Below are 21,192 nucleotides of genomic sequence, written 5' to 3' on the forward strand. Positions count from 1 at the left end.
CCCGGTGACGTTCAGCGGGTTCGGCGAGTACGCCATCGACTTCTACGACGGTTTGGAACTGGACAACTCGAAGGCGTACTGGGACGACAACAAGGAGACGTACCTGCGGGACGTGCGGGCGCCGATGGAGGCGCTGCTGACCGCGCTGGAGAAGGAGTTCGGTCCAGGCAAGGTGTTCCGGCCGTACCGGGACACGAGGTTCGCCAAGGACAAGACGCCGTACAAGACGAACTGCGGCGGCGTCATCGAGAAGGGTCGCGGCGGCGGCGCGTACTACGTGCAGATCAGCCCCGAGGGCCTGCTGACCGGCGGCGGGTCGTTCCACATGGCCTCGGACCAGCTCGCGCGCTACCGCGCCTCGGTCGACGCGCACGGGATCCTGCTGCGCAAGATCGTGGACAAGCTGGTCAAGCAGGGCTGGGAGCTGTGCGGTGACGTGATGAAGTCGAAGCCGCGCGGGTTCACCGACGACCACCCGCACCTCGACCTGCTCCGGCACCGGTCGATCTACGTGCGCAAGGTGTGGGGACCGGACGACGTGCTGCACGAGCCGGGGTGCCTGGACCGCGTCCGCAAGTCGTGGCGGCAGCTGAAGGACCTCAACGCGTGGTGCGAAGACCACGTCGGTGTGTCAGCCGACTCCAGATGAACCAGCCGAGCGCGATGCCGAGCACGTCCACCAGCGCGTCGAGCCAGTCACCGCTGCGGCGCAGCGGCGTGATCAGCTCCTGGAGCACCTCCGAGACGCCCGCGTAGATCACGAGCACCGGCAGAATGCGAGAAATCTTCGCGTTAAGGCCCGTGAAGGCCAGCAGGGCGAACAGCAGGGTGTGGATGACCTTGTCCGTACCGGGCGGAGCCGTGGGCACACCTGACTCAGGGGTGAACAAAACGACGACACTGAGCAACGTCGCGGTCACGAACAGCAGGACTCGACCCATTGTCTGAACATTACCGAGGAGTAGTTCGGGATCGGTCCAGGAACGAGGGCTAGTCTCTGCAGACGTGAGTCGACGCGCAAAGATCGTCTGTACCCTCGGTCCCGCCACTGGCACGCCGGACAAGGTCCGTGACCTGGTAGCGGCCGGTATGGACGTGGCCAGGATGAACTTCAGCCACGGCAGCCATGCCGACCACAAGCAGGTCTACGACATGGTCCGTGCCGCAGCTGACGAGTCGGGCCGCGCCGTGGGAATCCTCGCCGACCTCCAGGGCCCCAAGATCCGGCTCGGCCGGTTCGCGGCGGGCCCTGTCGACTGGAACACCGGCGACATCGTCCGCATCACCGTCGAAGACGTCGAAGGCACGCACGACCGCGTGTCGACGACCTACAAGGAGCTCGCGAAGGACGCCAAGGTCGGCGACCGGCTCCTGGTCGACGACGGCAAGGTCGGCCTCGTGGTGGTCGACGTAGAAGGTTCCGACGTGGTGGCCGAGGTCACCGAGGGCGGACCCGTCAGCAACAACAAGGGCCTCTCGCTGCCCGGCATGGACGTCTCCGTGCCCGCGCTGTCCGAGAAGGACATCGAAGACCTCGAGTTCGCGCTCTCGCTGGGCGTGGACTTCATCGCGCTCTCGTTCGTCCGCTCGCCGGCCGACATCGACCTGGTCCACCAGATCATGGACCGCTCGGGCAGCCGCCGTCTCCCGGTGATCGCGAAGATCGAGAAGCCGGAGGCCGTGGACAACCTCGAGGCCATCGTCCTCGCGTTCGACGGCGTCATGGTCGCCCGCGGTGACCTGGGCGTCGAGCTGCCGCTGGAGCACGTGCCGCTGGTGCAGAAGCGGGCGATCCAGATCGCCCGCGAGAACGCCAAGCCGGTCATCGTCGCGACCCAGATGCTGGACTCGATGATCACCAACTCCCGCCCGACCCGCGCCGAGACGTCCGACGTCGCGAACGCGGTGCTGGACGGCGCGGACGCCCTGATGCTGTCCGGCGAGACCTCGGTCGGCCGCTACGCCATCGAGTCCGTGCAGACCATGGGCCGCATCATCGAGGCCGTCGAGACCGAGTCGGTCGTCGTGCCGCCGCTGACCCACGTCCCGCGCACCAAGCGAGGCGTGATCTCGTACGCGGCCCGCGACATCGGCGAGCGCCTGAACGCGAAGGCCCTGGTCGCCTTCACGCAGTCCGGCGACACGGTCCGCCGCCTGGCCCGCCTGCACACGCACCTGCCGCTGCTGGCCTTCACGCCGGAGGCCTCGGTGCGCTCGCAGCTCTCGCTCACGTGGGGCACCGAGACGTTCCTGGTGCCGCGGGTGGAGTCCACCGACGAGATGGTCCGCCAGGTCGACGTCGCCATGCTGGAGATCGGCCGTTACACGGCGGGTGACCTCATGGTGGTCGTGGCCGGATCGCCTCCTGGCACCATTGGGTCGACGAACCTCATCCGGGTGCACCGGCTGGGGGAGGACGACCACGCGTAGTGCCGTGAGCACTAACCTTCACCGGGTGCGCGTTCGTAGCGCCCGGTGAAGATTGTGGTCATGCCACTAGGGAGTGTTTGAACGTGACTGAGGCTGCCCGTGCCGTTGCCGCGAGCCCTTCGGGTCTCAGCGGCCAATCCGCGGTGGACGACCTGGTCGCGTTGCTCGACCTGGAACGCATCGAGGAGAACATCTTCCGCGGGGTGTCACCCGCCGAGTCGCCGGTGCGCGTCTTCGGCGGGCAGGTCGCGGGCCAGGCGCTCGTGGCCGCCGGCCGCACCGTCCCGGTGGAACGCCGCGTGCACTCGCTGCACTCGTACTTCATCCGGCCCGGCGACCCGCGCGTGCCGATCGTGTACGAGGTGGACCGCATCCGCGACGGCCGCTCCTTCACGACCCGCCGCGTCGTCGCCGTGCAGCACGGCAAGGCGATCTTCGCTCTCTCCGCCTCCTTCCAGCTGGAGGAGCAGGGCGTCGAGCACGCATCCGAGATGCCGTCCGTGCCGGACCCGGAGTCGCTGCCGACGTGGAGCGAGTCCGTCGAGGGCTACTCGCTGGTGAACCTGAAGTTCCCGCGCCCGATCGACATCCGGTACGTGACCGAGCCGCCGTGGGAGTCGCGTGAGGACGGTCCAGGCGCGGCGACCTCGCGGGTGTGGATGAAGGCGGACGGCAAGCTGCCGGACGACCCGATGCTGCAGCTCTGCGTCATGACCTACGCGTCGGACATGACCCTGCTGGACGGGGTTCTGGCGCGGCACGGCGTCTACTGGGGACTGGACAAGGTTCTTGGTGCCTCTTTGGACCACGCGATGTGGTTCCACCGGCCGTTCCGGGCTGATGAGTGGTTGTTGTACGACACCGCTTCGCCTTCTGCCTCTGGGAATCGTGGGCTGGCCACTGGGCGGTTCTTCTCCCGGGATGGGCAGTTGGTGGCGACTGTGGTCCAGGAGGGGCTGATTCGGGTGATCAAGCCTTCCGGCGACGGCGAGTAGGTCGCTGGTAAGCAGCGTTTCCTACATCCAGGGCGTAGGAAACGCTGCATCATGATGTAGGATTTGCTGCATGGACACGGTCCGTGCTCTTGAAAAGCTCAGCGAGTACACCGCCGGGCAGTGGGGCATGGTCACGACGCAACAGGCTCTGCGCAGCGGAGTTGATGATGTCACCCTGCATCGGCTGAAGTCTGCTGGACTCCTGGACGGTGTGCGCCGCGGCGTGTACGCGTCGACATCTGCCGAGGTGTCCGATGCGCGCGCCGAACAAGCAGCTTGGCTTGCGCTACGTCCTGAGGTCGCCGGCTGGGCGCGGCCCAAGCTGGATCCAGACGGTGGTGTCGTCTCCCATCAATCCGCAGCACGACTGCACAACATCGGCGACCTGGTGAACGCGGGTGTGGAGATCACCGTTCCGCGTCGGCGCACGACTCGTGATCCGGGTGTGTGGCTGCGTCGAGGAGACCTCACCGATGCTGATGTGACGGTGCTGAACGGCCTGCCGGTCACCACGCCCATGCGCACGATCTACGACCTGCTGGGGCGACACATCGATGCCGGGCACATCGCGACGATTGTTCGTCAGGCAGTCGAAGCCGGGCAGGTCCGGCTCGACGTGCTGGCGGAGCGGATCCAACCTCATGCGCGGTCCTACGGTGCCAAGCCCCCGACCGGTCTGGCGCTGCTGGAACTGCTGCTTGCCCAAATAGGTCTCTCCATCCAAGAACTGGCCACCCGGCCCTCTCCCATCGCCACCCGCGTCGAGCCAACTGAAGAAACGTGACCCCGAAACCACCTTCAAGCCCGCAGGCGTTCATGAGTTCGCTGAAGAGCCGTGCGGCCAACAGTTCAAAGCTGACCGGAGTTCCCACCGGTGAGCTCATCGAGCGCTACTACCACCGCCGTCTGCTGGCCCGTGTCTTCCACGCAGACAGGGACGGCTGGGTGCTCAAGGGAGGTCAGGCGCTGCTGGTGCGGTGGCCGAGGGCCAGGTACTCGACTGACGTCGATCTCCTGCGGGTCGGTGACGAGGCGACGGTCGACAGCGCTGTCGAAGCGTTGATCGCGGCCGCATCGACCGAACTGGACGATCATCTGCGGTTCGACCATCACGACACATCACGCGAAACCGCGGCCAACCGGCCGTCCCGCAAAGTGCGTTTCAAGGTCATGTTCGGCCTCCGGCAGCTGTCCACCGTCAGCGTTGATGTGGTGGCTGCCGAGCTTCACCCGGTCGGACAGCTCACCGTCGAGCAGTTGACGGCACCGTTCACCATCGACTCCAGCCCCTGGCCCGAGATCCGCATGTGGCCGCTCGAGGACCACGTCGCGGACAAGATCGCGGCGATGTACGAACGGCATCGCGAACGACTGGTGCCCTCCACGAGGTTCAAGGACCTCGTGGACCTGGTGCTGATCGCCTGCAACTCCAGCCTGAACGGCACGACCACTCATGAGGCGTTGCATGCGGAAGTGCGCCGCCGCAACGCGGCGGGTACGCATCTGATGCTCCCCGCCGGGTACGTCGTGCCGGATCCTTCGTGGACAGCCGGCTATCGAGCGGAAGCTGCCAAGACCACGGAACTCTCCGATGAACATCGAACTCTCGGGGGCATCGCATCCCTCGCTGACGCCTTCATCACCCCACTGCTCCAGCAGCAGCCGCCGGCGGGAACCTGGCGGCTCGACCGCCTGCGGTGGGAGTGACGGGCGATCAAGCCTTCCGGCGACGGTGAGTAGGCCGCAGATTCGCCGGAGGCGTCAAAGCTCGAGTCTCCACCCGCTCCAGCACCACCGAACTGGTCAGGTTCCGCACCTCGGTCCGTGACGCGATCTTGTCCATCAGGAACGCCTGCAGGTGCGTGGAGTCCGCGACCGCGATGTGCACGAGAAAGTCGGCCTGCCCGGACACGTGGAAGATCGACCGCGTCTCCGGCTGAGCCATCACGAACGCCCGGAACGCGGCGACCACCGGCCGGGTGTGCGGCCGCACGTTCACCGAGATCACGGCCTCCAGCGGCAGCCCCGTCGTGGCCGGGTCGACGACCGCGTGGCACCCGGTGATCACGCCGAGTTCGCGCAGCCGGCGGACGCGTTGCAGACACGATGAGGGCGCCAGGCCGACGATCTCCGCCAGCGTCCGGTTGGCCAGGGTCGCGTCGTTCTGCAACTCCTCCAGGATGTGCCAGTCGACCGAATCGAGTTCGGCTTGTTCGCGCATAAGCGAACATCGTACTGACCAGGTGGACCGTGCTCGAACGAGTGACGACGATCAGTGCCATGCACATCGCGTGGACGTCGTTCCTGCTCGCGCTCGTGGTGATCACGATCGTGCCTGGTCCCGACTTCGTTCTGATCATGGGGAACGCGGTGCGCAGCCTGCGTCTGGGCGTGGTGGCGGCGCTGGGGGTGATCACCGGGCTGCTGGTCCACGCGACGCTGGCGACGATCGGGCTCTCGGCGCTGGTCGTGGCCGTGCCGACCGCGCTCTTCGTGGTCAAGGCGATCGGCGCGGTGTACCTGGCCTACCTCGGTTTCATGACGCTGCGGTCCGCGAGCAAGCCCATCGCTCAGGAACCGCCGCGCAAGGACAGCAGCGTGTTCCTGCGAGGCATGCTGTGCGACCTGTTGAACCCCAAGGTGATGCTCACGTTCCTGAGCCTCATCCCGCAGGCGATGGACCCGAACGCGGCGCCGTTGCCGCAGGCGGCGGTGCTCAGCGCCGTCACGGTCGGGGTGTTCGCGGCGTTCTGGGTCGTCGTGGTGCCGCTCGCGCGTCAGCTGGGCACGTTGCTGAGCAAGCCCAAGATCCGCGCGGCGTTCGAGCGGGTGTGTGGTACCGCTCTCATCGGGATGGCGGCGTCAGTTCTCGCTGCCTGAGCCGGCCGTGTCCCACGCGACGGTGAGCTCGTCGCGAACACCGAACCGGACCAGGTGCCGCTCGACCACGTCCCGCAGGCGTGCGACGTCCTCCTCCGATGAGGACACGACGCGCATGGTCAGCGCGTCGTCGGAGGCGGTGAACTCCGCCAGTCCCAGGGAGAACCGGACGAAACCGCGTCCGTCCTCCCAGGACCCCTCGAGGTCCTTGTGCGTGAAGTGCTTCACCAGCTGCGAGCCGTACCTGGAGGCGCGGTCGGTCGCCGAGCGACCCACGCTCGTGAATTCCGTCATGAAGCCAACTTACGCCTAGCCATACGTACCGCGGCGTGACGCGGTTCACCTGGCGAAACGGAGTCTGAGAACACCCTGTGACGTCTCGCGAAACCGCGCGGAACACGGCAGGCTGTCGCGTATGACGGAAGGCAAAGCACGTATCGCGGTCACCGGTCTCGCCACCATGGGCAGCAACCTCGCGCGCAATCTCGCGCGTCACGGCTTCAAAGTCGCTGTGCACAACCGGACGCCCGCGAAGATGAAGTCCCTGCTCGAGGAGCACGGGCACGAGGGCGACTTCGTCGGCGCCGAGACGCTGCAGGACCTCGTGGACAGCCTGCAGACGCCGCGCCAGATCATCATCATGGTCAAGGCTGGTGGCCCGACCGACGCCGTCATCGACGAGCTGAGCGGGCTGCTGGAGTCCGGTGACATGGTCATCGACGGTGGCAACGCGCACTACGCCGACACGCGCCGCCGTGAGGCCGCGCTGAAGGAGAAGGGCCTGCTGTTCGTCGGCGCCGGCATCTCCGGCGGCGAGGAGGGCGCGCTCAACGGCCCCAGCATCATGCCGGGCGGTCCCGCCGAGTCGTACAAGCACGTCGGCCCGGTCTTCGAGGAGATCGCCGCCAAGGTGGACGGTCAGCCGTGCTGCGTGCACGTCGGGCCGGACGGCGCCGGGCACTTCGTGAAGATGGTGCACAACGGCATCGAGTACGCCGACATGCAGCTGATCGCCGAGGCGTACGACCTGCTGACCCGCGTGGGCGGGCTGGCGCCGGCCGAGATCTCCGACGTGTTCACGCAGTGGAACTCCGGCGACCTGGAGTCGTACCTGGTCGAGATCACCGCCGAGGTCCTCAAGCACGTCGACGCGAACGGCACGCCGCTCGTGCAGGTCATCGAGGACGCCGCGGAGCAGAAGGGCACCGGTCGCTGGACCGTGCAGGAGGCGCTGGAACTGGGCGTGCCGACGACCGGTATCGCCGAGGCCGTGTTCGCCCGCAGCCTGAGCGGCCACATCGACCAGCGCAAGGCCGTGCGCGAGGCGTTCGGCGCCAGCGAGGTCGTCGCGAAGCCGGACCCCGAGCTCGTCGACGACGTGCGCCAGGCGCTCTACGCGTCGAAGGTCGTCGCGTACGCGCAGGGCTTCGACATGATCCGCGCGGCGTCGAAGAACTACGACTGGAACATCGACCTCGGCGCGATGGCGACGATCTGGCGCGGCGGCTGCATCATCCGCGCGCAGTTCCTCAACCGAATCCGCGAGGCCTACGACGCGAACTCGGATCTTGCGTCTCTGTTGGTGGACGGCTACTTCCGCGACGCGGTGCAGAACGCTGACGCCGCTTGGCGCAGGGTTGTGGTCCGTGCGGTCGAATCCGGTGTGCCGACGCCGGGCTTCGTGTCCGCTTTGGCCTACTACGACGGCCTGCGCTCGGAGCGTCTTCCGGGGGCACTTGTCCAGGGCCAAAGGGACTTCTTTGGCGCACATACGTACAGGCGCACCGACAAGCCCGGTAGCTTCCACACGTTGTGGTCGGGTGATCGATCAGAGGTGGAAGCGTGAAGTTTCGAATTCTGGGGGCGGTCGTCGCTGCGGCGGCAGGGTTGACCCTGACGTCCAGCGGCGGCGCGGTAGCAGTCGACAACGAGGCACTGACCCGCGATCTCGACGCGATCCTGGCCGGCCCGGCGCTCGTCGGCGCCGACGTCGGCCTGGTCGTGCGGGACGCGAACACCGGTGATGTCGTGTACACGAGGACGAGCTCGCGTCGTCAGCAGATCGCTTCGAACCTGAAGCTGCTGACGACGGCGGCGGCGCTCGACCTGCTGGGTCCCGACTACCGGTGGAAGACCGAGCTGCTGTCGTCGGGCACGCGCAACGGTTCGACGTTGCAGGGCGACCTCGTCCTGCGCGGCACCGGCGACCCGACGATGAGCCAGTCGCGGTACGCGGCGCTGGCGACGGCGTTGAAGAACAGCGGTGTCACGAAGGTCAGCGGTTCGCTGGTCATCGACGACACCGCGTTCGACTCGCAGCCGTACGGCACCGGCTGGGCGTGGGACGACGAGCCGTTCGCGTACAGCGCGGAGACCTCGGCGCTCACGCTGTCGCCGGACGCGAAGTTCAGCGCCGGCACGGTGCTCGTGCGCGTCAAGCCGGGCGCCGCGGCGGGCGCCCCGGCCGTCGTGACGGTCGAGCCGGAGAACGACCGCGTGCACGTCGTGAACACGGCGACCACGGGCAGCGGCAGCATCAGCATCGAACGCGACCACGGCTCGAACATCATCCGGGTCAGCGGCGCGACGAACGCCGAGATCTCGCCGCGGCTGTCGACGGTCAAGGACCCGACCGCCCTGGTCACGTCCGTGTTCCGCAACGCGTTGCGGGCGAACGGGATCGAGGTCGCCGGTGACGTCCGCGAGGCGGCGGCTCCGGCCGGTGCGGCCGTGCTCGCGTCCGACCAGTCGCAGTCGCTGGGCCAGCTGATCACGCCGTTGCTCAAGAACAGCAACAACATGCTGGCCGAGGTGCTCGTCAAGACGGCGGGCAAGTCGTTCGGCAACGGCGTCAACCAGCTGAGCTCCAAGTGGTCGGGACTCGGCGTCAACCCGAACGTCGTCGAGATCGTCGACGGTTCCGGCATGTCCCGGATGAACCAGGTCTCGCCGGACGACCTGACGTCGATCCTGATCAAGGCGAAGTCGAAGCCGTGGTTCGCCACCTGGGAGGCGTCGCTGCCGGTGGCCGGCGTGGACGGCACCCTGGTGAACCGGATGAAGAACACGGCGGCCGCGGGCAACGTCAAGGCCAAGACCGGGTCGCTCAGCGGTGTTTCGGCGCTGACCGGTTACGTGAAGACGAGGGACAACCGGGACCTCGTGTTCTCGGTCGTGCAGAACAACGTGCTGCTGAACTTCAGCCCCAGGACGATCGAGGACAGCATCGCGGTCCGCCTGGCTGAGGAAGGCGGCACGCCGTCGGCTCCGCAGATCCAGTCGGTGCCGCAGCAGCGCACGGCCGGTGAGCAGGAACCCAAGGCCGGCCAGGAACGCTTCGACGTCGAGTGCTCCTGGATCAACGCCTGCTAGCACCCGTTCGGGTTAAGCGCGAAAAGCACGTTCGGGCCGCTAGATGGCCCGAACGTGCTTTTCGCGCCAATGAAATCAGGCTGGTGCGGGTACCGGTTCCAGGCCGTTGCGGTCCGGATCGACCAGGTACACGCGGGCGTTCGAGATGTCGAAGTACATGCCCTTCAACGTGAGCGTGCCCGCGGCGATCGCCTCCCGCACACTCGGGTAGCCGAGCAGGTTGTCCAGCTGCTGCGCCACGTTCGCGACCGCCAGCCGGTCCGCCACCGGCAGGTCGGTGCAGCCGGGCGAGGTCGGCGCGTGGAACCTGATCAGCGACGGTTCCGCGTTGCGCAGCCACGAATGCAGGTGAGAACCCCGCGCAGCGGACCCCCTCACCAACGCCTTCATCGCGCCGCAGTCCGAGTGTCCACAAACGACGATCGTGCTGACGTTGAGCACCTCGACCGCGTACTCGACCGAGGCACCGACCGATCTGTCCTCCGCCGAGAACATCGGCACCAGGTTGCCCATGTTGCGCACGCAGAACAGGTCGCCCGGCCCGGACGTGGTGATCAGGTTCGGCACCACGCGGGAGTCCGCGCAGGTGACGAACAGCTGCTGCGGCCGCTGCCCGCGCAGCGCCAGCTCGTGCAGGAACGGCCGCACCAACGGCGCCGAGCGCTGCTCGAACTCGTGCATCCCCAGGAGCATGGGATCGCTCTCCCGTGAGGACCTCTGGGCGGGCAGCAGGACCGAGTCCGGCGAGCCCTGCCAGTGCGACCACGGCGCGAACCAGCGCGGCAGCGGACCGGGCAACGTCTTACGCCGCCCCGGTTTGCCTTGGTTGGCCCGGTCGAACCAGGTGTCGTGCACCTCGTCGACGCGCACCCGGCCACCGAGCCGTTCGTAGCCCTCGCGCCAGTCGTTGATCGCTTCGTAGGAAGCGTGGTCCAGGTAGTCGACGTGCAGTTCCAGCACCACGGTCTGGTTCAACGGCAGCCGCCGCAGCTCGCGCACGAGCCGCCCGACCCCCAGGAACACCAGCGATCCGCGCACGCACACCCGGTTGCCCTCGACACGCACCGAACAGTGCGTCAACCGGTACAGCGCGCGCAGCAACGCGATGGCCAGCCCGACGGCGACGCCTTCGAGCAGTCCGAAGAGGACGACGCCGAGCGCGGTACCCGCGTACACCAGGAACTCCCGGTGCCGCCACAGGGTGCGCATCCGGTCCGGCGACACGAGCCTCAGCCCGACCACGAGTAGAACGCCGGCCAGCGCCGACAACGGGATCAGCTCCAGCACGTTGCTGAACGCGAGCACGGCCACCGCGATCCACCCGCCGTGCAGGATCGCGCTGTACCGGGTCCGGGCGCCCGCCGCGACGTTCGTGGAGCTCCGCGCTAGACCACCGCTGATCGGCAACCCGCCCAGCGCGCCGGCGAGCACGTTTCCGGTGCCCTGCGCGATGAGTTCCTTGTCCAGCCGGGCGCGCGGCCCGTCGTGCAACCGGTCCACGGCGACGGCCGACAGCAACGACTCCATGCTCGCCACCAGTGCGACGGTGACGACGGCCGTGATCACGGTGCCGGCACTGCCTTGCGGCATCTCGGGGAACACGAGAGCGTGGCTGTCCGGCAGATCGACCCGCGCCACCTCGATGTGCGACACGACGACCAGGACGGTCGCGGCGGCCACGGCGACCAGCGGCGCCGGCACCAGCGAGGCACGCGGAACCCTGGGCCACAGCAGCAAAGCCGCGATCGCGGCCGCACCGGCCACAACGGACCCGAGGTGCGACCCTGCCAGTTGACCCGGCAGCAGCGCGAGGTTCGCGGGCACCGACGACGCCGCCGTGCCGCCGAGAACCACGACGAGCTGTCCCACGGCGATCGAGATGCCGATGCCCGCGAGCATCCCGTGCACCACCGCGGGGGACAGCGACATCACCAGCCTGCTGATGCCGGTGAGTCCCAGCGCCAGCTGCACCACCCCGGCCGCCAGCGTGATCGCGGCGGTCGCGGCCCACCCGAACTGCGCCACCAGCCCGGCCACGATCACCACCAGCCCGGTGGCCGGTCCGCTGATCTGCAACGGCGCCCCGCTGATCGCGCCGACGACCACACCGCCGACGACGGCGGAGATGATCCCGGCCATCAGCGGCGCGCCGGTGGCGTGCGCGATGCCGAGCGACAACGGGATCGAGATCAGGAACAGCACGAAGCTCGCGGGCAGGTCGTGCTTGAGGATCAGCGGTGGACCGTGCGGGGTGTGGTCGCCCGTGTTGGACCTCTGGAGATGGCTCACGGCGGCTTCCCTTTCTCAGGACGGTGGAATGCGGCATAGCCCTGTGCGACAAGGCACAGGGCAGGGGAGGGGAGTGAGCTAGAGGGGCTCTAAGGGCAGCAGGCGGCGCGGCCGGACGGCTGCGAGCGCGTCGGCGCGGTCATGCGGGGTCGGCACGGGAACACCTCCGTGTCGGCACAGGCGATCGGGTTCGAGATCAGGCCGCGTCGCCAACCATGATGGCGGCGGAATCGGTGTCGTGGCAGATCTTTCAGCCAACCGTGTTGATCTTGATCCGCGTGGTCACGAGAGGTGACGGCAAGAAGGGCCGGCTCCGGTCGGGGGGTGCGGAGCCGGCCCAGGTCGCGGGCGGAGATGAAGAACTATCGAGTTCCGGAATTCAGCCTACCGAGCGCAGGTGCTTGCCGTGCGAAGTCTCCTGGCCGACCACGGTCAGGATCAGCTGCGCCGAGAGGTAAGCACGGCACGGTGCGGGCATCCGCCGCGAGAACCAGCCTCGCTTGCAGGTCGCGCACCGGCCGTGCTCGTCGGGCTGGTGCTCGTCCAGCAACGCCTTGACCACCGCGACCACCTTCGGCAGCTCTACCCTGGCGAGCACGAGGGCGGTCTGGTCGTCGCCGCGCTGGGCGAGGTCTGTGAGTGTGGCCAGGTGCGAGTGCAGCGACTTGTCCAGTTGGCTGAACACCGTGACGGCCATCAGGCTCAGAGCTCCAGTCCCTACGTAAGCAGCCCATGCAGCCTGTCGCGCCCTCCCTGCGATCTGCAAGTTGCAGTACACGAATGGATGACGTCCCTTTGCGGCTTCCTCCTTTGCTCTCAAACTGAGACGGGACCAGGAGGTGTGGATGCCACGGGGTAGCAGCCCGACCCTGCGCAAGCGCCGGCTCATCAGTGAGCTCAGGCGACTGCGCGAAGCGGCCGAGCTGACGATCGAGGAGGTGGGCGAGCGCCTGGAGTGCTCGGCCTCCAAGATCAGCCGCATCGAGACAGGGCGCGTGGGGGTGAGCCCGCGGGATGTGCGGGACATGCTCACGGCCTACGGTGCGGACTCCGCCACCCTCGACGAACTGGTCCAGCTGGCAAGGGAAGCCCGCCGCAAGGCGTGGTGGGACGAGTTCGGTGACATCGTGCCCGGCCGTTACGTCGGGTACGAGGCCGACGCCGACTTGATCAGGACCTACCAGGGGCTCATGATCCCCGGCCTGCTGCAGTGTGAGGTGTACACGAGGGCGTTGATCTCCCAGGTGCTCCCGGAAGCGAGCACGGCGGAGATCGACCGGCGGATCCGGTTGCGCAAGGCGCGACAGGCTCTGCTGAGCGAAGACGACCCGTTGCGCCTGCACGTCGTGATCGACGAGGCGGCCCTGCGCAGGCTCGTCGGCGGCGCCGAGGTGATGCGCGTGCAGATGGCGCGTCTTCTCGAGGTCGGTGCACTGCCGAACGTCACGATGCAGGTCGTGCCGTTCAGCGCCGGTGGTCATGCTGCGATGGACGGGCCGTTCGTCATCTTGAGCTTCCCCGAGCAGCTCGACCCCGACGTGGTATACATCGAAAGCACTAGGAGCGGCGTCTATCTGGAGCAACAATCAGACGTCCATTGGTACGCCGAGATGTTCGAGCGTCTGGTGAAATCCGCCCTGAACCCGAGGGAATCGGCAACCCTGATCACTGAGATCGCTCGCACTCTCGCGTGACTGCGACCGGGAGTGAACAGACAGTGGAAAGCTTGCGTTGGCGCAAGAGCAGCCGGTCGTCCGCCGGTGGGCCCGAGTGCGTGGAGATCGCGCTCGTCTCATCAGGCGCGGCTGTGCGTGACAGCAAGAACGCGGACGGGGCGCGGCTGAGTTTCGGCGGCGCCGGATGGGACACCTTCCTCGCCGCGGCGAAGACCGGCGCGTTCGTCGGCTGATCGGCACAAGCAGAAGGCCCCGGCCAGGTTTCCCCTGGCCGGGGCCTTCTCGTGTAAGGGGACGTGGGCCGGCCGGCGTTCCGCCGCCGCGGGCTGGATGCCCCTTGCACGCCGGCCGACCCACGTCGATCATGGGGAGCAGCGGGTGTTCCGCTGTCCGGTCCAACCTGTACCGACTGCTCGATCTCCGTTTCCGTTGATCTCGCCGTCTGTGGTTGGTTGGACACGCTAAGCGTAAGAATGCCTTCTACAGCACGACTGGAGCCCGACTGAAGTGATCTTCAAGCTCCAGGTGGCCACCAGGCGAAGGACAGATCGGTGACACTCGGCGAGGAGCCCCTGCGGTTCGAGGTTCTCGGCCTTCTCCGGGTCGTTCGCGCAGGTCACGACGTAGATCTCGGGGCGGCGAAGCAACGTGCCGTGCTCGCGGTGCTGCTGCTCGCGCGCAACACCCCGGTGAGCCGGGGGCAGATCATCGAGGCGGTCTGGGGCGACAACGTGCCCTCCAGCGCCGTCAATCTGGTCCAGACCTACGTCGCCGGGCTGCGCCGCGCACTGGAGCCGCAGCGCGCCCGCCGGGCTCCGGCCGAGTTGCTGACATCGGTCGGTGACGGCTATTTGCTGCGCGTCGAACCTGGCGCACTGGATCTCGACGTGTTCGAACGTCAGGTGCTGCTTGCGAACCGCTTGCGGGCGACCGGTGATCCCGCCGGTGCCGCGGTCGAGCTGGACGACGCCCTCGCCCTGTTCCGCGCCGAGCCGCTGGGTGGCGTCTCGGGACTGTTCTGCGACGTCGAACGCGGCCGTCTGGTGGAACGCCGGCTCGCGGTGCTGGAGGAACGCGCCGAACTGGGGCTCGCGATCGGGCAGGGGCCGGAGCTGGTCTCGCAGCTCAGTTCCGTGGTCGTCGAGCACCCGTTGCGGGAACGCGGTCACGGGCTGCTGATGCGGGCGCTGGTCCAGGCGGGCCGGCAGGCCGAGGCGCTGGCCGCCTATCGCGAGGCCCGCCGCGTGCTGATCGACGAGCTCGGCGTCGAACCGGGGCCGGAGCTGCGGCGGGTGCACCAGGCGGTGCTGGCCGGCGAGAGTCCTGAACCGGAACGCGCACCGGTCCGCGTGCCGCACCAGGCCTCCGCACCCGAACCCGCGCCGGTGACGGTGCCCGCGCAGTTGCCCCGCGCGCCCATCGCGCTGGTCGGCCGGGACGCCGAGCTGGCGTACATGGACTCGCAGCTGCACAAGCACGACGGCCCGGTGTTGCTGGTGACCGGTCCCGCGGGTGTCGGCAAGACCGCGCTGGCCCTGCACTGGGCACACCGGGTGCGCGAGGAGTTCCCGGACGGCCAGCTCTACGTCGACGTGCACGGCTACGACCCGAACCGGGAGCCGCTGGAGATCGGCGAGGTGCTCAACCGGTTCCTGCGCGCTCTCGGCGTTCCGGCCGGCGACACCCCTGTGTCCGTCGACGAACGGTCGGCCTTGCTGAGGACCCTGCTGGCAGACCGCCGCATGCTCGTGATGCTGGACAACGTGCGCACCTCGGCCGATCTGCTGCCACTCCTGCCGGGCGCGCCGTCGTGCGTCGTGGTGACATCACGCCGCCGCCTCGTGGGCCTGGTCGCCCAGGTCGAGGCGAAGCTGATCGAGCTCGACATGCTCGACCCCGACGCCGCCGTCGACGTGCTGGGCCGCATCGCCGGTCGTTCGGACATCGAGGCCCACGCGCTGCGCGAACTCGCCGAGCTGTGCGACGGCCTGCCCCTGGCGTTGCGCATCGCGGCGGCGCGTCTCGCCGTGGCCCCACGATTGCGCGTGGCCGAGCTGGTGGAGGAGCTGCAGGACGAGCAGGGGCGCCTGGCCGCACTCGGTCTGGAGGACGGTGAGGGCACCGTACGAGCCGCTCTGGACGCCTCACGCCGCGCGCTGCCGTCGTTGCCCGCCCGGTTGCTGGCGATCATCGGCCTGCACCCCGGCGCGGACCTGACCTCGTACGTGGTCGCCGCGATGGGCGACGTGGCGTTGCTGGACGCCCAACGCGCTCTGGACGCCCTGACCGCCGCGAACCTGCTGTCGGTCAGCGAACCGGGCCGCCACGTGGCCCACGACATGATCCGCGTCTACACCAAGACCCTCGCCGGTGAGCTGTCCGAGCCCGAACGCCGTTGCGCCACCGGCCGGATGCTCGACTACTACCTGCACTGCGCGGACCTCGCCGACGGCATGCTGCCGATCAACCGGGGCAGCGTGGTCGTGGCCCCCGAGCACCGCCCTGCCCATGTGCCAACGTTGTCGGGCGCGGCCGACGCGATGGCCTGGTTCGACGCCGAGCGCGCGAACCTGATCGCCGCCACCGAGCACGCCTCGTCGTTCGACTGGCACGTGCACGCCTGGCAGCTGCCCTACACCCTGTCCCGCTACCTCTGGCTGCGCACCGAGCGCGAGACCTCCCTGCGCATCACCGAGGCCGCCCTGCAGGCCGCCATCGCCCTGAACGACGACGACGCCCGCTTCGTCATGCAGTTCAACCTCGGCGTGGCACTGCTGCAGTTCGAGCGCTACGACGAAGCCCTGCACGCCCAGCGCGGCGCCCTGGAAGTGGCCCGCCGCAAGGGAGACGTTCATCAGCAGGCCCGCGCCCTGACGACCGTCGCCGGCACGCTGCAGGACCTCGGCCGGTCCGAGGAGGCCGAGATCCACTACCGCGAGGCCATGGAGATCTCGCGGATCGCCGGCTCGAAGTGGGCGGAGGCCAACGCGCACCACCACCTGGGCCTGCTCTACCTGACGACCCAGCGCTTCGACGACGCCATGCCGTGGCTCCGCGTCGCCCTGCGGATGTACCACGAGGTCGGCGAACAGTGCGGCGAGGCGGCGTGCCACGTCGACCTGTCCACGGCCCTGCTGGAGACGGGGGACAACGAGAACGCGCTGTCCTCGGCCCGCACGGCGCTCGCGGTGGCGTGCGAGGCGGTGTCGCCCTACCACCAGGCGTTGGCGCACGACCGGCTGGCAGTGGTGTTCGACCGGCTCGGGGCGGCGGGGGCGGCGGCGCACTGGCAACGGGCGCTCGCGCTGTTCACCGAACTGGGGGCGCCTGAGGCGGACGGCATCCGCGCCCGGCTGGCTCGGGCACGCGCGGTGTCGGTTGGCTGATGGCGTCTGCAAGTACCGCCAGCTCGCTGTTGGTGGTACTTGCAGACGCCCGGACAGCCGGGGGTAAGGGGTTCGCGGGGCAGAGCTGCGTGATCGCCTGATGCCTGAGGTGAGGCCTCAGGACGAACCTCGTGGTCATGACGGAATGGACCCTCGAAGCGATCAAGGCAGAAGTCGACTACCGACGCGACGCCGCCAGGTGCAACTGGCAGCGATCGAACAACCGCGCGCCGTCGTGGATCAGCCGCGTGATCCATCCCACGACGAAGAAACCCGGCAGCACCAAAGCATGACTTGTGCGAGCATGCCACTCGTGGCACGCCTGGGTTCCGGAATCCCGCTGGTCGCCCGCGACCGCGAGCTGCGCCGGTTGCGGGCCGCACTGGCACAGGCAGGGGACGGCACCGCGGGCGCGATCCTCCTGGCGGGCGACGCGGGCGTGGGCAAGACCCGCCTGATCGACGAACTCGCGGCCAGCGCCGAGGACACGCTGGTCCTCATGGGACGGTGCCTCGACGCGGGCGAGACCGGCCTGCCCTACCTGCCCTTCGCCGAAGCACTGGGAGCGCTGGGGGCGCTCAAGAGCGATGTGGCGAGCCGCCCGGCGCTCGCGATGCTGTTGCCCCAGCTGCAACTTCCGGCGGAACGCGAACCCGGCACCGAGGGCATGATCGCCCCCAGCCTCATCCCCGGTCGCAGGCCCGAGCAGGACGTCGGACAGCTCCAGCTGTTCGACGCCGTGCTGGGGCTTCTCACCGACCTCTCCGAGCAGCAGCGCGTGCTGCTGGTCGTGGAAGACCTGCACTGGGCGGACGCCTCGACGCGGTACCTGCTGTCATTCCTGTTGTCCCGCCTGCGTTCCCAGAAGATCCTGATCGTCGGCACCTACCGCGCGGACGACCTGCACCGCAGCCATCCGTTGCGCCCCTTGCTGTCCGAGCTGGTCCGGCTCTCCGCGGTGGAACGCCTCGACCTCACCCCGTTCAACGCCGCGGACGCCCGCACGTTCGTCGAAGCCCTCAGCGACGACCTCCCGGAAGACGTGGTTCAGCAGGTCGCGGAACGGTCGGAGGGCAACGCGTTCTTCGCCGAGGAACTGATCGCGGTGGCCACGTGCGACGAGAAGTCGTTGCCCTCGGCGCTGGCGGACGTGCTCCTCAGCCGGGTCGAAAGCCTGAGCCCCGAAGCGCAGCACGTGGTCCGGGTGGCCAGTGTCCGCGGCCGCAGGGTCCGCCACGACCGGCTGCGCGAGGTCGCGGGCATGGCGGACATCGCGCTCGACACCGCGTTGCGCGAGCTCGTCCAGCACCACCTGCTCGTCGTGAACGAGGACGAGGTCTACATCTTCCGGCACGCCCTGCTCAGGGAAGCCGTCTACGGCGATCTGCTGCCGGGCGAACGCGTGCGGCTGCACGCCGCGTACGCCCGCCACATCGCCGAGCACCTGGACGAACGCGGTGCCGCCGCGGCACTGGCTCACCACGCCTTCCAGAGCCACGACCTGGCCCAGGCCCTGACTGCGTCGATCAAGGCGTCCCGCGAGGCCGAACGGGCCGGTGCGCCCGCGGAGTCGTTGCAGCACCTGGAAAAGGCGCTCAACCTGTGGACAGCCGTGCCCGAGGCGAACCGTCCGTCCGATGTGGACGAACCGACGTTGCTCCGCAGGGCCTCCTGGGTCGCGGGCACGGCCGGGCAGCCGGAGCGGGCCGTCGCGTTCGGTCGCAGCGCGAAGAAGGCTCTGGACGGCCAGTCGCCGGAGGAAGCGGCCGAGGTGCTGCTCAGGCTCGCTCAGGCGTTGTCGGTTCTCGACGGCAACGAGCAGGAACACCACCAGGTCGCGACCAGGGCGTGGGAGCTGATGCGCGACCGCGAGCCGAGCCCGACCAGGGCCCGCGTGCTCGCCGGCATGGCGTCGTTGCTGCGTCAGCAGAGGCGAGGCGAGGAGGCACGGAAGTTCGCCGAGCTCGCCATCGAGGACGGCCGGCAGGTCAACGCGCCGGGAGCCGTGGCGGACGCGCTGGGCACGCTCGGTCTTCTCGACGACTACGCCGACCGCCACGACGAGGCGAGGACGAGCTTTGAGCGCGCGATCGAGGTCGCCCGCGAGGTCGGGGCGGTCAACACCGAGCTGCGCGCCTGGTACTACTTCGGCCTGATGTACTACGACTCGGGCGAGCTGGCCGAGGCGGCCCGGGTCTTCCGGCAGGCGGGCGACCGCGCCCAGGAGACCGGCCTGACCTGGAGCATGTTCGGCCTGGAAGTCCGCATCCTGCAGGTCCTCGTGCACTACTACCTCGGCGACTGGGCGTACGCGGAGTGGGCGAGCGAGCCGCCGGGGATGTCCGTGTCCTCCACGGTTCTCGCGCGCCTCACCGCCGCCAGCACGCACCTCACGGTCTCGCGCGGTGATCTGGCCGCGTCCGAGCGGATGATCACCAAGCTGCGCAGCGACTGGCACCGCGACACCCAGATCGCGCTGATCACCGGCGGCACCGGCGGTGAGCTCGCGCTCTGGCGCGGCCGGCCGGAACTCGCGGTCGAACGGGTCGCGGACGCGCTGGAGTGGACCCGCAAGCTCGGCGGGCCGTGGGTGCTCGCGGACATCCGGATCGGCGCGATCGGCGTCGCCGGGTACGCAGACCTCGCGGCGAAGGCACGTCGCAAGCGTGACGCCGAGGCGGAGACGAAGGCCGTCGAACTGGGGCACAAGCTCGCCGAACACGTCAGGCTCACGGCGGAGAACGGCGTCCCGCGCACCGGCACCCTCGGTCCGGAGGGCCGCGGCTGGCTGGCCCGCGCACTGGCGGAGGAGTCCAGGCTGACCGGGTCCGGCGACCCGCGGTTGTGGCGGGAGGCGGTCGACGGGTTCGCCTACGGGCTCGTCTTCGAGCAGGCACTGTGCCGGTGGCGGCTGGCGGAGGCGTTGCTCGGCGCGGACTCCAAAGAAAGCCACCGCGACGAGGCGGCCGATCAGCTGCGCCAGGCCGACGAGGTGGCGACCAGGCTGGGTGCCGTGCCGCTCGCCGAGGCCGTGGCGGCGTGCGCCAAGCGGGCCCGCATCACCCTCAGGGCGGACGAGCCGGCCCGCGAGCAGGTCGACCTCTTCACCCCGCGCGAACGCGCGGTGCTCGGTCTCGTCGCGGCCGGGCGCACGAACCGCGAGGTCGGCGAGGAGCTGTACATCAGCGAGAAGACCGTTTCCGTGCACCTTTCCCGGATCATGGCCAAGCTGGGGGCGGGACGACGGGCAGAGGCCGTGGCGATCGCGTACGACCGGGGTCTGCTGGAATAGCGCCGGTTGTCATACCTCAGGCTGATGTGCAACGCGTCGCGGAGTTGATGTCCGCGCACAAAGCCTCGAAATAGCTTCTTCCTCATCAAGGAACATCCCCTGTGAGGAAGGCAAGCCACATGTCTGCACTGGTGTCCGAGGTCGGCACCCGGACCGCCGCGGCGGCCCACAACCTGGTGAAGGTCTACGGCAAGGGTGACACCGCGGTGCGGGCGCTCGACGGCATCGACGTCGCCTTCCAGGCCGGCCGCTTCACCGCCATCATGGGCCCGTCCGGCTCCGGCAAGTCCACGCTGATGCACTGCCTCGCGGGACTGGACACGGTGAACGGCGGCGCGATCCACATCGGACAGACCGAGATCACCAAGCTCAGCGACAAGGACCTGACCAAGCTGCGCCGCGACCGCGTCGGCTTCGTGTTCCAGGCCTTCAACCTGCTGCCGACGCTGACCGCCGAGCAGAACATCCTGCTCGGGCTCGAGCTCGCCGGCCGCAAGCCCGACCGGCAGTGGTTCGACACGATCGTCGACGTCCTGGGCCTGCGCGACCGCCTGACCCACCGTCCGACCGAGCTGTCCGGTGGCCAGCAGCAGCGCGTGGCGTGTGCCCGTGCGCTCGTCGCCCGTCCCGAGGTCATCTTCGCGGACGAGCCGACCGGCAACCTTGACTCCCGCAGTGGCGCCGAGGTCCTCGACTTCCTGCGCATGTCGGTGCGCAAGCTCGGCCAGACCGTGATCATGGTGACGCACGACCCGGTGGCCGCGAGCTACGCGGACCGCGTGGTGCTGCTCGCCGACGGCCGTCTCGCCGGTGAGATCCACCAGCCGACCACCGAGTCCGTCGTCAACGCGCTCACGCACCTGGGGGCGTGA

The 21,192-nt window shown here is 68.7% G+C and carries 19 protein-coding genes; 14 read left to right on the forward strand and 5 right to left on the reverse strand.

Annotated features, from left to right (window positions below; all coding sequences use genetic code 11):
* Window positions 1–4: 4 nt before the first annotated feature.
* Complete coding sequence (locus ACIA8G_RS39635; RefSeq protein ID WP_396423923.1) at window positions 5–649, forward strand: DUF2461 domain-containing protein; 645 nt, start codon at window positions 5–7, stop codon at window positions 647–649.
* Here ACIA8G_RS39635 and ACIA8G_RS39640 read toward each other — a convergent pair.
* The gene (locus tag ACIA8G_RS39640; RefSeq protein ID WP_396423924.1) at window positions 600–941 is read right to left on the reverse strand and encodes a VanZ family protein; all 342 of its coding nucleotides are present in this window, start codon (window positions 939–941) and stop codon (window positions 600–602) included. The two genes, ACIA8G_RS39635 and ACIA8G_RS39640, sit on opposite strands and share 50 nt — an antisense overlap.
* A 64-nt stretch (window positions 942–1,005) precedes the next feature.
* Between ACIA8G_RS39640 and pyk the strand changes: the two genes are divergently transcribed.
* The 4 genes from pyk (at window position 1,006) to ACIA8G_RS39660 (ending at window position 5,132) form a co-directional block, all read left to right on the forward strand.
* Window positions 1,006–2,430 (forward strand): pyruvate kinase, encoded by a 1,425-nt coding sequence (gene pyk, locus ACIA8G_RS39645; RefSeq protein ID WP_396423925.1) that lies wholly within the window; start codon window positions 1,006–1,008, stop codon window positions 2,428–2,430.
* An 83-nt stretch (window positions 2,431–2,513) separates the two neighbouring features.
* The gene (gene tesB / locus ACIA8G_RS39650; protein ID WP_396423926.1) at window positions 2,514–3,425 is read left to right on the forward strand and encodes an acyl-CoA thioesterase II; all 912 of its coding nucleotides are present in this window, start codon (window positions 2,514–2,516) and stop codon (window positions 3,423–3,425) included.
* 70 nt (window positions 3,426–3,495) lie between these two features.
* Complete coding sequence (locus ACIA8G_RS39655; RefSeq protein WP_396423927.1) at window positions 3,496–4,209, forward strand: type IV toxin-antitoxin system AbiEi family antitoxin domain-containing protein; 714 nt, start codon at window positions 3,496–3,498, stop codon at window positions 4,207–4,209.
* A 32-nt stretch (window positions 4,210–4,241) separates the two neighbouring features.
* Window positions 4,242–5,132, forward strand: a complete 891-nt coding sequence (locus ACIA8G_RS39660; RefSeq protein WP_396423928.1) for a nucleotidyl transferase AbiEii/AbiGii toxin family protein — start codon at window positions 4,242–4,244, stop codon at window positions 5,130–5,132.
* A gap of 7 nt (window positions 5,133–5,139) precedes the next feature.
* Here the strand turns inward: ACIA8G_RS39660 and ACIA8G_RS39665 are convergent, their stop codons facing one another.
* Window positions 5,140–5,646, reverse strand: coding sequence for an Lrp/AsnC family transcriptional regulator (locus ACIA8G_RS39665; RefSeq protein WP_396423929.1), 507 nt, complete (start codon window positions 5,644–5,646; stop codon window positions 5,140–5,142).
* A 29-nt stretch (window positions 5,647–5,675) separates the two neighbouring features.
* On the opposite strand from ACIA8G_RS39665, the gene ACIA8G_RS39670 reads away from it, so the two are divergent.
* Entirely contained in the window at window positions 5,676–6,305 is a 630-nt protein-coding gene (locus ACIA8G_RS39670) for a LysE family translocator (protein ID WP_396423930.1), read from the forward strand.
* Here the strand turns inward: ACIA8G_RS39670 and ACIA8G_RS39675 are convergent.
* Window positions 6,288–6,599, reverse strand: a complete 312-nt coding sequence (locus ACIA8G_RS39675) for a DUF2218 domain-containing protein (RefSeq protein ID WP_396423931.1) — start codon at window positions 6,597–6,599, stop codon at window positions 6,288–6,290. The two genes, ACIA8G_RS39670 and ACIA8G_RS39675, sit on opposite strands and share 18 nt — an antisense overlap.
* 121 nt (window positions 6,600–6,720) lie before the next feature.
* Here ACIA8G_RS39675 and gndA point away from each other — a divergent pair, with 121 nt between their 5' ends.
* Together gndA and dacB are read left to right on the forward strand one after the other, a co-directional pair.
* Window positions 6,721–8,151, forward strand: coding sequence for an NADP-dependent phosphogluconate dehydrogenase (gene gndA / locus ACIA8G_RS39680; protein ID WP_396423932.1), 1,431 nt, complete (start codon window positions 6,721–6,723; stop codon window positions 8,149–8,151).
* Window positions 8,148–9,677: a D-alanyl-D-alanine carboxypeptidase/D-alanyl-D-alanine-endopeptidase gene (gene dacB / locus ACIA8G_RS39685; RefSeq protein WP_396423933.1), complete on the forward strand. Its 1,530-nt coding sequence runs from the start codon at window positions 8,148–8,150 to the stop codon at window positions 9,675–9,677. Before gndA ends, dacB begins: the two co-directional genes overlap by 4 nt.
* A gap of 75 nt (window positions 9,678–9,752) precedes the next feature.
* Here dacB and ACIA8G_RS39690 read toward each other — a convergent pair whose 3' ends face one another.
* The gene (locus ACIA8G_RS39690) at window positions 9,753–11,966 is read right to left on the reverse strand and encodes a SulP family inorganic anion transporter (RefSeq protein WP_396423934.1); all 2,214 of its coding nucleotides are present in this window, start codon (window positions 11,964–11,966) and stop codon (window positions 9,753–9,755) included.
* Window positions 11,967–12,345: 379 nt separating this feature from the next.
* The gene (locus ACIA8G_RS39695; protein WP_396423935.1) at window positions 12,346–12,663 is read right to left on the reverse strand and encodes a hypothetical protein; all 318 of its coding nucleotides are present in this window, start codon (window positions 12,661–12,663) and stop codon (window positions 12,346–12,348) included.
* A gap of 148 nt (window positions 12,664–12,811) precedes the next feature.
* Between ACIA8G_RS39695 and ACIA8G_RS39700 the strand changes: the two genes are divergently transcribed.
* The 6 genes from ACIA8G_RS39700 (at window position 12,812) to ACIA8G_RS39725 (ending at window position 21,192) form a co-directional block, all read left to right on the forward strand.
* Window positions 12,812–13,660 carry a helix-turn-helix domain-containing protein gene (locus ACIA8G_RS39700; protein ID WP_396423936.1) on the forward strand — a complete coding sequence of 283 codons (849 nt, stop codon included), beginning with the start codon at window positions 12,812–12,814 and terminating at the stop codon, window positions 13,658–13,660.
* Window positions 13,661–13,692: 32 nt separating this feature from the next.
* Window positions 13,693–13,875: a DUF397 domain-containing protein gene (locus ACIA8G_RS39705; RefSeq protein WP_396423937.1), complete on the forward strand. Its 183-nt coding sequence runs from the start codon at window positions 13,693–13,695 to the stop codon at window positions 13,873–13,875.
* A gap of 318 nt (window positions 13,876–14,193) precedes the next feature.
* Window positions 14,194–17,028 (forward strand): BTAD domain-containing putative transcriptional regulator, encoded by a 2,835-nt coding sequence (locus tag ACIA8G_RS39710; RefSeq protein WP_396423938.1) that lies wholly within the window; start codon window positions 14,194–14,196, stop codon window positions 17,026–17,028.
* 137 nt (window positions 17,029–17,165) lie between these two features.
* Entirely contained in the window at window positions 17,166–17,321 is a 156-nt protein-coding gene (locus ACIA8G_RS39715; RefSeq protein WP_396423939.1) for a hypothetical protein, read from the forward strand.
* Window positions 17,322–17,332: 11 nt separating this feature from the next.
* Window positions 17,333–20,320, forward strand: coding sequence for a helix-turn-helix transcriptional regulator (locus ACIA8G_RS39720; protein ID WP_396423940.1), 2,988 nt, complete (start codon window positions 17,333–17,335; stop codon window positions 20,318–20,320).
* Between the two features lie 119 nt (window positions 20,321–20,439).
* Window positions 20,440–21,192, forward strand: coding sequence for an ABC transporter ATP-binding protein (locus ACIA8G_RS39725; RefSeq protein WP_396423941.1), 753 nt, complete (start codon window positions 20,440–20,442; stop codon window positions 21,190–21,192).

The sequence above is a fragment of the Lentzea sp. NPDC051213 genome (genome assembly GCF_044455585.1).
Taxonomy (GTDB): Bacteria; Actinomycetota; Actinomycetes; order Mycobacteriales; family Pseudonocardiaceae; genus Lentzea.

Excerpts from the sequence above, each read along its gene's own strand:
- ACIA8G_RS39640 (WP_396423924.1), bottom strand. The coding sequence starts at position 941 with ATGGGTCGAGTCCTGCTGTTCGTGACCGCGACGTTGCTCAGTGTCGTC.
- ACIA8G_RS39655 (WP_396423927.1), top strand. The coding sequence starts at position 3,496 with ATGGACACGGTCCGTGCTCTTGAAAAGCTCAGCGAGTACACCGCCGGG.
- ACIA8G_RS39660 (WP_396423928.1), top strand. The coding sequence starts at position 4,242 with ATGAGTTCGCTGAAGAGCCGTGCGGCCAACAGTTCAAAGCTGACCGGA.
- ACIA8G_RS39665 (WP_396423929.1), bottom strand. The coding sequence starts at position 5,646 with ATGCGCGAACAAGCCGAACTCGATTCGGTCGACTGGCACATCCTGGAG.
- ACIA8G_RS39675 (WP_396423931.1), bottom strand. The coding sequence starts at position 6,599 with ATGACGGAATTCACGAGCGTGGGTCGCTCGGCGACCGACCGCGCCTCC.
- gndA (WP_396423932.1), top strand. The coding sequence starts at position 6,721 with ATGACGGAAGGCAAAGCACGTATCGCGGTCACCGGTCTCGCCACCATG.
- ACIA8G_RS39695 (WP_396423935.1), bottom strand. The coding sequence starts at position 12,663 with ATGGCCGTCACGGTGTTCAGCCAACTGGACAAGTCGCTGCACTCGCAC.
- ACIA8G_RS39700 (WP_396423936.1), top strand. The coding sequence starts at position 12,812 with ATGCCACGGGGTAGCAGCCCGACCCTGCGCAAGCGCCGGCTCATCAGT.
- ACIA8G_RS39715 (WP_396423939.1), top strand. The coding sequence starts at position 17,166 with ATGACGGAATGGACCCTCGAAGCGATCAAGGCAGAAGTCGACTACCGA.
- ACIA8G_RS39720 (WP_396423940.1), top strand. The coding sequence starts at position 17,333 with ATGCCACTCGTGGCACGCCTGGGTTCCGGAATCCCGCTGGTCGCCCGC.
- ACIA8G_RS39725 (WP_396423941.1), top strand. The coding sequence starts at position 20,440 with ATGTCTGCACTGGTGTCCGAGGTCGGCACCCGGACCGCCGCGGCGGCC.